The organism is Actinomycetota bacterium (assembly GCA_030684515.1).
GTDB lineage: Bacteria > Actinomycetota > Actinomycetes > S36-B12 > S36-B12 > UBA11398.
This window is the reverse complement of sequence record JAUXVJ010000009.1, coordinates 470,299-483,819: the sequence shown is the minus strand read 5'-3', so window position 1 is coordinate 483,819 and position 13,521 is coordinate 470,299. Positions and strand designations below refer to the sequence as shown.

Genomic DNA, 13,521 nt, shown 5'->3' with positions numbered 1-13,521 from the left:
GCACTAGCGTCACGGCCATGGCTCGAGCTACCACCACCTACCGTTGCACCGCCTGCGACGCAACCACGGTTCGCTGGGCCGGGCGCTGCCCTCGCTGCGGGGCATTCGCCACGATGGATCTGGATGCCCCCGTCACCGCAAGTCCTGGGATGAAGAGCGCCCTGACCGGGACAGCACCGGCACGGCCGGCCCGGCCCGTCTCGGCAGTTGCCAGTTCCGGCCCCATTCCCCGGCTGACCACTGGTGTCGGTGAATTCGATCGCGTCCTCGGTGGCGGGCTGGTCGCTGGCCAGATGTGCCTGCTCAGTGGCGCACCCGGCTCAGGCAAGAGCACTCTGGTGCTCGCTGTAGCCAACAGCCTGGCCACCCGACTCGCGCGTACCGTGCTGTATATCTCCGGCGAGGAATCCGTTGAGCAGATCGCCATCCGCGCCCAGCGGATTGGCGCCACAAGTGAGCACCTGCTGCTCGCCGACGACACTGAGCTCTCGGCCGCCATCGGCCACATCGACGCCCACTCCCCCGAACTCGCACTCGTGATTGTCGACTCGGTGCAGACGATGGCGTCTTCAGATATCGAAGGTCGCGCGGGTGGCGTCACCCAGGTCATGGAAGTCGCCCAAGCCCTCACGCGGATCGCCAAGACCCGCAATGTGCCCATCATCTTGATCGGCCAGGTCACCAAGGATTCAAATGTGGCCGGACCTCGAGCTCTTGAGCACATCGTCGATGCAACGCTCTCCCTTGAAGGCGATCCGCACACCTCCTTGCGTCTGTTGCGGTCTGTGAAGAACCGCTACGGCTCTTTGGAGGTCGCGGCCTTTGAGCAAACTGATATCGGCATGCAAGAGGTCCTTGATCCGAGCATGCTCTTTCGCGGCCATCGCGATACAGCCGTGCCCGGCACCTGCATCACGGTCACCGTTGAGGGCAATCGTGCGCTCACCGCTGAGGTGCAGGCGCTGGTAGCTGCCACAACCAACCCCAATCCTCGACGCGGGGTTTCTGGTCTGGATAACTCCCGGATGGCAATGCTCATTGCGGTAGCTGAGCGCACTGCGTCCTTGCGACTGTTCGACAAGGATGTGTTCCTGGCCACCATTGGCGGCATGCGACTTTCAGATCCCGGAAGTGATCTTGCTGTGTCCCTGGCAGTTGTCTCAGCGAGCAACGACTCGGCCATCGCCCTTGATCTCGCCGCAATCGGCGAAGTCACCCTGTCTGGCGATGTTCGTCCAGTGCCACATATGACCGAACGAGTGAGCGAAGCTGCCCGCCTCGGATTCCGCCGATTGCTTGTTCCGGTGGGCACAAAGAGTCGCGTGCGCGATGGTGAGCTCGAACTTATCGAGGTGCCGACTCTGGCTCGGGCGATTACCGCGCTGCAAACTGGCCGGGCGCGCTAGTTCTTGGAGGTCAGGGCAAATGGCGTCTTGTCACTTTGCACACGATCATTGCTGCCGGTCAGGTCATAGGAGCCGGCCTTGGCCACCGCGCCCTGCTTGTTGCAGTCCTGACTCGATAGGCGTCCGTCCCACGTAATGCTGGACGCCACCTTCTCGCCGGCTTCCAGCACCGAAGGCTTGGTCGTCTTGCTGGCATTGCATGCATCGCTGGACCACACCGGGAATCCGCCCGAAGTGATCGCCAGTTCGTTGGCCTTGGGGCCGATATCTCGGGTACAGGCAAAGTTGCCGATGTTCTGGATCGTGAGCGTCAGTCGCGGAGTCGCTCCTACGGGGTAGGTCGATGAATCAGTTGTTGCGGACACCCCAATACTGGCGTCAGGGCACAGGTTCGAGGGATCAGGCGCTGCAACCGGAGTAGTGCTCGCTGCTGGAGTGATGCTCTCCGCTGGAGAAGCGCTTGACGAAGACGTAGCGCTGGGGCTGACATCGGCATCAGAACTTGAGAGTCCGGCAAACAACCACCACAGTCCAATGAGCACGGTAAGCACGACAAGCGCCACGGCAATGCGTCGCACCCAATACACCGATGGTGGCTCCGGTCCACGTGGTGTCATCACTCCGCTCACGATGGACACGGTACTGGCAGGGCTGCCTAGTCATGCGACGATCCACTCGTGGCGCGATCATCGGTGGAAGTCAACCGAGTGATTCGGTGGTTTGAGAAGAACTCTCGACCACTGCCATGGCGAGATCCGGAGGTCTCGCCTTGGGGAATCCTGGTCAGCGAATTCATGCTGCAGCAGACCCAAGTCGATCGGGTCACCCCAAAGTGGAATCAATGGATGCGAGCATGGCCAACGGCTGCCTCGTTGGCCTCGGCTCCCATTGCTGAAGTGCTGCGTGCCTGGCAGGGCTTGGGATATCCGCGTCGCGCAATCCGTCTGCATGCCACCGCGCACATGATCGTGGAACGGTGGGACGGCGAAGTGCCTAGCGAAGAATCTGCCTTGCTGACTCTGCCAGGCGTTGGGCACTACACAGCTGCGGCCGTCGCTGCATTCGCATTCGGCCAGCCAGCTCTCGTCCTGGACACCAACATCCGCCGAGTCATCGCACGAGCCTGGGCTGGGCGGGCAGGCGTGACGGCGCATTTGACCAACGCCGAGCGCGAACTGGCTCAGAGTCTGCTTTCTAGGAGGTCTGGCGCTCGGTGGTCAGCTGCTGTGATGGAGCTCGGCGCTGTGGTGTGCACCGCCCGAGCTCCCAAGTGCCAGCTCTGCCCGATTGCGGACACCTGCCGCTGGCTTGCGGCTGGTCAACCACTGAATGCCCCTGCAGCACGCAAGCAGCCCCGCTTCGAGGGCAGTGATCGGCAGGCGCGTGGAGCACTGCTGAAGGCGGTGACCGCTAGTGACCCCAAGAGCGCGATCGAGGCAGCTTGGCCTGATGTGGAGCAACGCGAACGCGCGTTGGCAAGCCTGATTGCAGACGGCCTGGTAGCGCGCACCCCCAAGGGGTACGCGCTACCAGTGAATTAACCGGCCGTCTCGACTGGAGGCATGTCTGGAAGAACCGCGCGTGGCGTGGCGGTGAAGGTCAGCTCGCGCTGGTCACCTTCGCCTTCAACATCCACGACAACGATGTTGCCCGGCTTGAGATCTCCGAACAGCATCTTCTCGCTCAGTGGATCCTCGATATCGCGCTGAATTGCTCGACGCAGTGGTCGCGCTCCGAGCTGGGCGTCGTAGCCCCGCTCAGCAACCAGTGCCTTTGCGGCAGTGGTCAACTCAATGTCGATGTCCTTGTCGGCAAGACGCTTCTCCAGGCTGGCGATCATGAGGTCGACAATTTCGACGATCTCAAGCTCAGTGAGCTGGTGGAAGACGATGACATCGTCAATGCGGTTCAGGAATTCAGGGCGGAAGTGCTGCTTGAGTTCCTGCTGCACCTTTGCCTTCATGCGTTCGTAGCCAGTCTCGCCTTCGTTCTCAGGAGCGAAGCCGAGCAGCACACCTTGCGATACATCGCGACTGCCAAGGTTGGTGGTCATGATGATCACGGTGTTCTTGAAGTCCACGGCCCGGCCTTGAGCGTCCGTCAGTCGGCCTTCTTCGAGTACCTGAAGCAGCGAGTTGAAGATGTCCGGATGTGCTTTCTCGATCTCGTCGAAGAGCACAACGGAGAATGGCTTGCGCCGCACTTTCTCGGTGAGTTGGCCACCCTCCTCGTATCCGACGTATCCCGGAGGTGAACCAAACAGGCGAGAAGCGGTGTGACGCTCTGAGTACTCACTCATGTCGAGAGAGATCAGTGCATCCTCGTTGCCAAACAGGAACTCGGCCAGTGCCTTGCTCAATTCGGTCTTGCCCACGCCCGAGGGCCCGGCGAAGATGAATGAACCTGAAGGCCGCTTGGGATCCTTCAAACCAGCACGTGTGCGACGGATTGACTTGGAAAGGGCCTTGACTGCCTGGCTCTGTCCGATGACGCGCCTGTGCAGCTCATCTTCCATGCGCAGCAGTCGTGCCAGATCGTCTTCAGTCAGATCAGTGACCGGAATGCCGGTCATCAGCGCCAACACTTCACCGATCAGGCGCTCATCGACCTCGGCGACGACATCAAGATCGCCTGCCTTCCATTCCTTCTCACGCTGGGCCTTGTCAGCAATCAGGTTCTTCTCATCATCGCGAAGAGAAGCTGCCTTCTCGAAGTCCTGCGCGTCAATAGCGGATTCCTTCTCACGGCGCACCACTGCAATGCGGTCGTCGAACTCACGGAGGTCTGGTGGTGCAGTCATCCGACGAATGCGCAGCCGCGATCCGGCCTCGTCGATGAGGTCAATGGCCTTGTCTGGGAGTTGACGATCTGAGATGTAACGGTCAGACAATCGCGCAGCCGCATCAAGAGCGCCGTCAGTGATGGAAACCCGGTGATGGGACTCATAGCGATCACGAAGACCCTTGAGAATCTCAACCGTGTGCGCCACATCAGGGGCGTCCACCTGAATAGGTGCGAATCGGCGCTCAAGAGCGGCGTCCTTCTCGATGTGCTTGCGGTACTCATCGAGTGTGGTGGCCCCGATGGTCTGAAGTTCGCCACGGGCCAGCATCGGCTTCAGGATGCTTGCGGCATCGATCGCGCCTTCGGCTGCACCAGCACCGACAAGGGTGTGCATCTCGTCAATGAACAAGATGATGTCGCCGCGAGTACGGATCTCCTTGAGCACCTTCTTCAAGCGCTCCTCAAAATCTCCGCGGTAACGACTGCCAGCAACAAGAGCACCGAGGTCAAGTGTGTACAGCTGCTTGTCCTTCAGGGTCTCAGGAACTTCACCCTTCACGATGTTCTGCGCAAGGCCTTCGACGATCGCTGTCTTTCCAACACCAGGCTCACCGATCAGGACCGGGTTGTTCTTGGTGCGTCGTGACAGCACCTGCATCACGCGCTCAATTTCCTTCTCGCGGCCGATGACCGGGTCCAACTTGCCCTCGCGGGCAGCGACGGTGAGATTGCGGCCGAACTGATCAAGCACCAATGAGGTTGAGGCAGTGCCTTCAGCCGGGCCAGCACCGCTGGCCGGCTCCTTGCCCTGGTAGCCACTGAGCAACTGGATCACCTGCTGGCGCACGCGATTGAGATCGGCACCCAGCTTCACGAGCACCTGCGCTGCAACGCCTTCGCCCTCGCGAATCAGGCCAAGAAGGATGTGCTCAGTACCGATGTAGTTGTGTCCCAGTTGCAGGGCCTCACGCAGGGACAGTTCGAGGACCTTCTTGGCACGTGGGGTGAAGGGGATGTGACCACTTGGAGCCTGTTGCCCCTGGCCGATGATTTCCTCTACCTGGCTGCGCACGGCTTCAAGTGAGATGCCCAGACTCTCAAGGGCCTTGGCGGCTACGCCTTCACCCTCGTGGATCAGGCCAAGAAGAATGTGCTCAGTGCCGATGTAGTTGTGGTTGAGCATGCGCGCTTCCTCTTGCGCAAGCACCACTACTCGTCGGGCTCGGTCGGTAAACCGCTCAAACATCGCCACACACCCCTCTTCGTCAACTGCTGGGAATTGTCCCAGCAGTTTTTCGTTCCTGCAGTCCCAACTGTAATCCGCCTTCGATTACAGCCGTATGACGGCGGACGCTGTAGATAAGAGAACCACGAGTTGGGCCAGAACCTTCCCTTTCACGTGTACGCCGGCCGCGAACAGCCTCATGTAACGCACTGGAAACGCACCTGTACGAGGATAGGTGCATGCCAGCGGGCGACCAAGCACACAGCTCGGACGCCCGATTGAGGGCTCATATTCGAGAACTGGGACAGCTCCTGGGCGAGACAATGGCCCGACAGGAGGGCCAAAGTCTTCTGGATTTGGTCGAGGAAGTCCGCCATGCGGTCAGGCGAGACCCAGCCCAGGCTCGAGTCCTGCTGGAGTCTGTCGATCTGCCGACTGCCACCAGATTGGCCAGAGCCTTCTCTATCTACTTCGACCTTGCAAATATTGCTGAACAGGTCGAGCGCTCCCGAGGCGTTACTGAGCAACGACTGCTTACCGGTGGACCCATGCAGCAGGTTGCCACGGCCGCCTTGCAAGCCAAGGTCTCAGCTGCCGAAGTCATGCATCTGACTCAAGTGCTCTCCGTGCGCCCGGTCTTCACCGCGCATCCAACGGAAGCCGCTCGTCGGTCCGTGCTGGTCAAGTTGCGGCGGCTGGCCTCGCTGCTCCTGCATGACGACGAGCGTGGAGATGCGCTTCCGCATCGCGCGTCCATCGCAGAACTCATTGATCTGCTGTGGCAGACCGATGAATTGCGCCACGACCGCCCACAGGTGATCGACGAGGCGCGCAATGTTCTGCACTACCTCACAGACCTGAGCAAGGGACCACTTGGATCAGTGCTTGATGATCTGACCAAGGCCTTTGCCTACCTTGGCGTCGCACTTGATTCGCACGCCCAGCCGTTGACTTTCGGCAGCTGGATCGGTGGCGATCGCGATGGCAATCCATTTGTGACGCCTGAAGTCACTGGCGAAGTGCTGATGTTCCAACGCGAACAGGCAGTGCAGGCCTTGATCCCGCACATCGAGAACCTGATAGACCAACTCTCGATATCAGAACGCATCAGTGGCACAGCAAGCACCTTGCGCGAAATTGTGGCTGCGGATCTGTTGCTCCTACCGGAGTTCGACAGTCGCTACCTCGTGATCAACGCCGATGAGCCAATTCGACTGAAGTTGCGCATCATTCGCCTACGCCTGGGGCTGACGACAAATCGCCGACATCGACCCCACCAGAATGGCCGTGACTACGCCACTACCGAAGAGCTGCTGATCGACCTGCTTCACGTGCGCGACGCCGTCATCGAAAGTGGCAGCACGCGAGCGGCCTTCGGCAGTCTGGATCATGCCATTCGACTTGTGTCCTGCCTTGGTTTGAATCTGGCGACACTGGACATTCGTGAACATGCCGAGCAGTACCACCACGCCATAGGCCAACTGCTTGATCGGGTGCGTCTGACATCCGCGGACTACTCAAGCCTTTCGCGTGCGGATCGCCTGCAAGTACTCAAGAACGAACTTGCCTCCCTGCGTCCCCTTGCCCCAACACCACCGCCTTTGGATGAACTCGGGCATCGCACCTATGACACCTTTGTTGCGGCTGGCCAAGCGCTACGCCAATTCGGTGATGGTGCGATCGAGTCGTGCATCATCTCCATGACCCAAGGCGCTGACGATGTGCTGGCGGCAGTCGTGCTCGCCCGCGAGGCCGGGCTTGTCGACCCAGTAACGTGCAGTTCGAGAGTCGGATTCGTCCCACTGCTTGAAACTGTCGACGAGTTGCGAGCTGCCGGTGAGATCGTGGACACCTTGTTGAGTGATCCGGTGTATCGACAACTCGTTGCCTCCCGCGGCGACGTACAAGAAGTGATGCTCGGATATTCGGATTCAAATAAAGATGCCGGCATCACCACGTCGCAATGGGAGATTCATCTGGCTCAGAGACGACTGCGTGACATTGCTTCTGCACACGGTGTTCGGCTCCGGCTGTTCCATGGCCGCGGTGGCACTGTCGGTCGCGGCGGTGGTCCCACATATCAGGCGATTCTGGCGCAACCTTGGGGCGTGCTCGACGGCGAGATCAAGGTCACCGAGCAAGGCGAGGTCATCTCCGACAAGTACCTGCTGCCGACTCTGGCGCGCGACAATCTGGAGCAGATGGTCGCCGCGGTGATGGACGCGACCCTGCTGCACCAAACTCCACGCGTGTCCCTGGAGCAGCGAACCAAGTGGGATGCCGTGATGAACCTGGCCTCCACCGCTGCGCAGGACCAATACCGAGCCCTCGTCGAGCATCCATTGCTGCCGCGGTACTTCGCCGCGTCCACACCCGTTGATGAGTTCGGCGGCATGCATCTTGGTTCGCGTCCGTCCCGTCGACCAGACACTTCGGCTGGCATCAGTGGACTTCGCGCTATTCCATGGGTCTTTGGCTGGACGCAATCGCGCCAGATCGTGCCGGGTTGGTTCGGCGTGGGCTCCGGCCTTGCCGCGGCACGCGCGGCCGGCTTCGGAGGAGAACTGGCAAATATGTATCAGGGCTGGGAGTTCTTCGGAAACTTCATTTCCAATGTGGAGATGACCTTGGCGAAGACTGATCTCACCGTTGCTGCTTCCTACATCGATGCCCTGGTCGACGAGGATCTGCGCGATTCATTTGAACTGATTCGAAGTGAGTTCGATCAGACAGTGACAGAGGTCTTGGCCATCACAAACAGCGAGGAACTGCTCGGTAACAATCCCACATTGCAGCGGACCCTCGCCGTTCGCGACACCTACCTGCTTCCGCTGCACACCTTGCAGGTCACCTTGCTCGATCGAGTTCGTAAGGACCGTGCAGCGGGCATTGAGATCGATCCTGCGATGACACACGCACTGTCCGTCACGATCAACGGCATCGCGACTGGACTGCGCAATACCGGCTGATCCCTGTCGCAATTTGCTGTGCGTACTGCTTCACACCTGCCGTCGAGGACATCTGTGCGGCATCCTGCGCGTTGCGCATATTGCCCAGTTCAACAATCACAGCAGGAACACCGTTGAAGTTCAACGTTGACTGATCCGTCCGCACTGACAGCGGGCTGGAGAGATAGGTAGCGGGCGTGGCTCCGGCCCGCTGCATGCCATCGATCATGCTGCGCGCCAGAGTTCGACTCCCGGCAGCAATGTCGTTGGTCCAGGCCTTGATTCGTCCGGGCGCGATCACGTGGAAGCCGCGGCCCTTGGCCGGGGCGCCATCGCCATGGATGCTGACGAACAGATTCGCGCCCACCTTCTGGCTGAATCCACCTCTATCCCATACGCATGGGCCCCAAGAGTCGCGCGAGTTGCTCGTGCGGGTCAGTTCAACTCGAGCGCCCTGATCTTCCAGGAGCTTCTTGAGCTGCTGGCTCACCCGCCAAGTGAAGGTAGCTTCAGGAAGCCCTTTGTTCGTCGCGGTGCCAGTCGTATTGCACGACTTCACAATGGTGCCATTGAAGCGCTTCTGCTTCATCTGCGAACTGAACTTCGGATTGCTGTTTCCCAATTGATGACCGGGGTCCAAGGCAATGACTGCGCCGGCAAGTACGCCGTCTGCAGCCAGTGTCGGGGATGGCGCAGCAACCAGAATCAAGGTGCCAAGCAGCACCGCAGCGAAGCGCTTCACAACTCCAGAAGCATTCGATGATTGCCCAAGGTGTTGGGCTTGACTCGCTCCAGACCGAGCATTTCTGCCACACCCTCGTCATAGGACTGGAGCAATTGCTGGTACACCGCCGGATCCACGGGCGCACCGTCGATCTCCTTGAAGCCGTGGCTTCCGAAGAAGCGAGTCTCAAAGGTCAGGCAGAAGATCCGAGAGATATCCAACTCGCGAGCGCGCTCAATCAGCGCATGCAGAATTGCCGAGCCCACACCGGAGCGAGTGGTGGTGGGACGCACTGCAACGGTGCGCACTTCAGCAAGGTCCTCCCACATGATGTGCAGAGCACCGCAACCGATCACTTCATCGCCGTCTTCAGCCACGTAGAACTCTTGAATCTGCTCGTACAGGGTCACCGTGGCCTTGGCAAGCAGGATCCCGCGCGAGGCGTAGTACTCCACCATCTCGCGAATAGCAGGCACATCGCGCGGATGCGCAGGACGTACAAGCACAGGACTCCTTGCGATTACAGCCGTTCAGGCTTGACGAGTGGGAAGAGGATCGTCTCACGGATGCCCAGACCCGTAAGAGTCATGAGCAGTCGATCGATGCCAACACCGACACCGCCGGAAGGAGGCATGCCGTGCTCAAGTGCGCGTAGAAAATCCTCATCAAGCTTCATTGCTTCGACATCGCCTCGCGCACCCAATGCCGCCTGCTCTATCAGGCGCTCACGCTGAATCACTGGGTCCACCAACTCCGAGTAACCAGTGGCCTGCTCATACCCATTGATATAGAGGTCCCACTTCTCGACCTTGCCCACATCAGTGCGGTGATCGCGCGTCAATGGTGAGGTATCGACAGGAAAGTCGATCACGAAGGTGGGACGACCACCGAAGCCCTCAATGACGTGGTGCTCGAATAGCTCTTCGACGATCTTGCCGTTGACCCAGGTAGGACCGACTTCGATTTCAACAGCTCTTGCCAGTTCAATCAGTCGCTCGCGTGAGGTCTGGGGAGTGACCTGCTCACCAACTGCCTCTGATAGCGATCCGTACAAGGAGATCATCGGCCATTCGCCCGAGAGATCAAGTTCCGTGCCATCCATATGGGTGGCGATGTGTGAGCCGAACACCGCGAAGACTGCTTCCTGAATCAACTCACGGGTCGTCTGCGCCATCTCGATGTAGTCGGCGTAGGCCTGATAGAACTCCAGCATCGCGAATTCAGGTGAGTGGGTTGAGTCAGCGCCCTCATTGCGAAAGTTGCGGTTGATCTCAAAGACCCGCTCCATACCGCCGACAACTGCCCGCTTCAAGAACAGTTCCGGGGCGATCCGAAGGAAGAGCTGCATGTCGAAGGCATTGGATGTGGTGATGAACGGGCGGGCAGTGGCACCGCCATGCATGGTCTGCAGCATCGGCGTCTCGATCTCGAAGTAGCCGCGTCCCTCAAGGCTCTTGCGCACCTGACTCACCACTGCGACTCGGGTCGCTGCCATCTGTCGCGCCTCGGGACGCATGATCAGATCCAAGTAGCGCTGCCGAATGCGACTGTCGTCATTCATCGGCTTGTGCGCCACAGGGAGCGGCCGCAGCGACTTCGCCGCCATTGCCCACCAATTTGCCAGCACCGAGAGCTCGCCACGCTTGGAGGTGATGACTTCGCCTTCGATGAAGACGTGGTCACCCAGGTCGACCAGGGACTTCCAGTCATCCAGGGCCTCTTCGCCGACATTGGCCAGCGACAGCATTGCCTGAATCTCGGTTCCATCGCCAGCGCGCAGAGTGGCGAAACACAATTTGCCGGTATTGCGCACGAATATCACCCGCCCTGCGATGCCAACGATGACGGAGGTCTGGGTATCAGTTTCCAAATCAGGAAACTCAGCACGCACAGCGGCAATCGAGTGCGTAACAGGCAAGGAGACGGGGTAAGGATCACGACCCTGCTGCGCCAATCGGGCGCGCTTGTCCAGGCGAATACGCATCTGCTCAGGGAGGTCGAGCTCTTCGTCGTGGTCAGTGGTCACGACAGGCAAGGCTAGCGGCAAGGCTTACGCTGCAAGCATGCTCGTCGAAGCCGCCGCACAGGCACCGTTCAATCCGGTTATTCCGATCACCACCGTCATATTCGATGTCCACTCCACACTCATCGATCAGGGTGACTCGCGGCAATGGCTGGACTTCGCGCTGACAAAGTCCGGGCTGGCCTTGGCTGCCGATGCGCACGCCGAATTGGCCCTGTTCTTGGACAGAGTGTGGGAGAACGCACGTGTGCTTGATCCAGGCAGTGAGCGCGATCTGTCGTCTCAGGCCCACGAGCAGGTCTTCCACGCATTGCTCGCACAGGGCCCTGATCTGGACCCGCAGTTGGCTGCTGCCCTGTACGACGTGATTCTGGATACCTGGCACGCCTATGAAGATGCCGCTCCGACCCTTGCCGCTCTACGACAACTGGGGGTGAAGGTGGGCTTTCTCTCCAACGCCGCTCTGCCGTTGCACGACGTGCTCCGTCGTGAGGGGCTCTCGAGTTACGCCGATGCCGTTGTGCTCTCGTGCGAGATCGGAGTAGTCAAACCAGAGCTCGCCATCTTCACCGCAGTGCTCGATGCCCTGGGTAGCACGGCTGCCGAGTCATTGATGGTCGGCGACAGCGGACACGATGACGTCGGCGGCACCGGACTTGGCATGCGCACTCTGGTGCTTCCGCGCACGCGCGGGGCGACACATGGACTTGCTGTGGTACTTGGCCTGGTGCGAGCCAGTGTGGATCTAGCGCGCTGAATTGCGCTCGAATACCAGGCGCAGACCGATCAGGGTCAGGTCAGGCTCGTGATGGGTGATGGTGCGTGACTCGTCGATGACGATGGTGGCCAGCCCACCAGTGGCGATCACGGCAGTGACCTCGTCCAACTCTTCACAGATGCGATCAACCATTCCGTCCACCTGACCAGCGAATCCGTAGAGCGCGCCTGACTGCAAGGCTTCAACAGTGTTCTTGCCAATGGCTGCCCGAGGGCGGATGAGTTCGATCTTGCGCAGGGCTGCCGCACGCTGCGCCAATGCATCAAGGGAGATCTCGATACCAGGGGCGAGCGCGCCGCCAAGGAATTCACCTTTCGCCGAGACGACGTCGAGATTGGTCGAGGTGCCGAAGTCAACGACGATGCTTGGTCCTCCGTAGAGCGCGAAAGCCGCAACCGTATTGACGATGCGATCGGTGCCCACCTCTTTGGGGTTGTCCGTGAGCACTGGCACACCGGTCTTGGTTCCGGGCTCGACGATGACGGTCTCGATATTGCCGTAATAGCGAGACAGCATGAGCCGCATCTCGCGCAGCACTGATGGCACAGTGCTGCACAGCGCGATGCCGGTAATGGGCGCATGGCCGTCGAGCAGTCCGCGGAATGTCAGTGCGATCTCGTCAGCCGTGTCCCGCGCGTCGGTCTTGATGCGCCAGGAGGCGGTCAGATCCTCGCCATCGAACATGCCAACGACGGTGTTCGTGTTGCCTACGTCAATTGTGAGGAGCATCAGTCCGCCTGTCTGAGATCCGCGCCGATATCGAGTACTGGCGCTGAGTGGGTCAGCGCACCGACAGCAAGGTAGTCGACTCCGGTGGCTGCCACAGCATGCGCCACGTCGATCGAGAGCCCTCCAGACGCCTCGAGCCGGGCTCGACCGTTCACCAATGCCACCGCCTCGAGGGTTTGTGCCACCGTGAAGTTGTCGAGCAGCACCAGATCGGCACCAGCCTCGACTACCTCGGCGAGCTGATCGAGCGAATCGACTTCCACCTCGACGGGGGTGCCCGGGAAGGCCTTGCGAACCAATGCGAAGGCCTCTGCAACGCCACCCGCAGCAAGTACATGGTTGTCTTTCACAAGCGCGGCATCAGAGAGCGACATCCGATGGTTGACTCCCCCACCACACCGCACTGCGTACTTCTCCAGCGCACGAAAGCCTGGTGTGGTCTTGCGGGTGTCGCGTATAGCTGCACCCGTGCCCGCAATGGCCTGAACCCAGGTACGCGTGAGGGTGGCGATGCCACTCAAGTGACCCAGAAAATTGAGTGCGGGTCGCTCCGCCTGCAACAGCGCGTGGGTTGACGAGCGCACTGAGAGCACAAGATCTCCAGCAAGCAGTTCATCGCCATCATTGCTCGCGAAGTCAATAGTCAGGTCATCATCAGCGCAGACCATCATGAAGACCGCGGCTGCCACAGGGATTCCCGCAACGACCCCGGGCTTGCGCGCCACAAAGTCAAGGATGGATTGCTGTCCACTCGGCACGGTAGCAACTGTCGTGACATCGACTCCGCCATCGAGATCTTCGTCGATGGCCAGCCCAATGAGCTGGCACACGAGAGCCGGATCAAGCTGCGCCGCTGTCAACATCTGCGAGATTGTCGGGCCAAGCAGTTCGAGCTCAGACATGC

The 13,521-nt window shown here is 60.1% G+C and carries 11 protein-coding genes; 4 read left to right on the top strand and 7 right to left on the bottom strand.

All coding sequences use genetic code 11. The features are described 5' to 3' along the window. Positions 1–17: 17 nt before the first annotated feature. Positions 18–1,406 (top strand): DNA repair protein RadA, encoded by a 1,389-nt coding sequence (radA, locus tag Q8M73_04210; protein ID MDP2287753.1) that lies wholly within the window; start codon positions 18–20, stop codon positions 1,404–1,406. On the opposite strand, the gene Q8M73_04205 is transcribed toward radA, so the two are convergent. Continuing rightward, positions 1,403–2,035, bottom strand: coding sequence for a hypothetical protein (locus Q8M73_04205; GenBank protein ID MDP2287752.1), 633 nt, complete (start codon positions 2,033–2,035; stop codon positions 1,403–1,405). The two genes, radA and Q8M73_04205, sit on opposite strands and share 4 nt — an antisense overlap. 48 nt (positions 2,036–2,083) lie before the next feature. Between Q8M73_04205 and Q8M73_04200 the strand changes: the two genes are divergently transcribed. After that, entirely contained in the window at positions 2,084–2,947 is an 864-nt protein-coding gene (locus Q8M73_04200; GenBank protein MDP2287751.1) for an A/G-specific adenine glycosylase, read from the top strand. Here Q8M73_04200 and Q8M73_04195 read toward each other — a convergent pair. Then, positions 2,944–5,436: an ATP-dependent Clp protease ATP-binding subunit gene (locus Q8M73_04195; GenBank protein MDP2287750.1), complete on the bottom strand. Its 2,493-nt coding sequence runs from the start codon at positions 5,434–5,436 to the stop codon at positions 2,944–2,946. The two genes, Q8M73_04200 and Q8M73_04195, sit on opposite strands and share 4 nt — an antisense overlap. A 218-nt stretch (positions 5,437–5,654) precedes the next feature. Here Q8M73_04195 and ppc point away from each other — a divergent pair, with 218 nt between their 5' ends. Next, positions 5,655–8,384, top strand: a complete 2,730-nt coding sequence (gene ppc, locus Q8M73_04190) for a phosphoenolpyruvate carboxylase (GenBank protein MDP2287749.1) — start codon at positions 5,655–5,657, stop codon at positions 8,382–8,384. On the opposite strand, the gene Q8M73_04185 is transcribed toward ppc, so the two are convergent. From Q8M73_04185 to lysS, 3 genes are all read right to left on the bottom strand, one after another. Continuing rightward, positions 8,347–9,105: an N-acetylmuramoyl-L-alanine amidase gene (locus Q8M73_04185; protein ID MDP2287748.1), complete on the bottom strand. Its 759-nt coding sequence runs from the start codon at positions 9,103–9,105 to the stop codon at positions 8,347–8,349. The genes ppc and Q8M73_04185 overlap by 38 nt on opposite strands. Next, a complete protein-coding gene (locus Q8M73_04180; GenBank protein MDP2287747.1) occupies positions 9,102–9,545 on the bottom strand; it encodes an amino-acid N-acetyltransferase in 444 nt (147 codons plus the stop codon). Before Q8M73_04180 ends, Q8M73_04185 begins: the two co-directional genes overlap by 4 nt. Positions 9,546–9,607: 62 nt before the next feature. Continuing rightward, complete coding sequence (gene lysS / locus Q8M73_04175; protein MDP2287746.1) at positions 9,608–11,071, bottom strand: lysine--tRNA ligase; 1,464 nt, start codon at positions 11,069–11,071, stop codon at positions 9,608–9,610. A gap of 79 nt (positions 11,072–11,150) precedes the next feature. Between lysS and Q8M73_04170 the strand changes: the two genes are divergently transcribed. Further along, positions 11,151–11,867, top strand: a complete 717-nt coding sequence (locus tag Q8M73_04170; GenBank protein MDP2287745.1) for an HAD family hydrolase — start codon at positions 11,151–11,153, stop codon at positions 11,865–11,867. Here the strand turns inward: Q8M73_04170 and Q8M73_04165 are convergent. Further along, a complete protein-coding gene (locus Q8M73_04165; GenBank protein ID MDP2287744.1) occupies positions 11,856–12,617 on the bottom strand; it encodes a type III pantothenate kinase in 762 nt (253 codons plus the stop codon). The two genes, Q8M73_04170 and Q8M73_04165, sit on opposite strands and share 12 nt — an antisense overlap. Then, the gene (gene nadC / locus Q8M73_04160) at positions 12,617–13,519 is read right to left on the bottom strand and encodes a carboxylating nicotinate-nucleotide diphosphorylase (protein MDP2287743.1); all 903 of its coding nucleotides are present in this window, start codon (positions 13,517–13,519) and stop codon (positions 12,617–12,619) included. Before nadC ends, Q8M73_04165 begins: the two co-directional genes overlap by 1 nt. Positions 13,520–13,521: the final 2 nt, after the last annotated feature.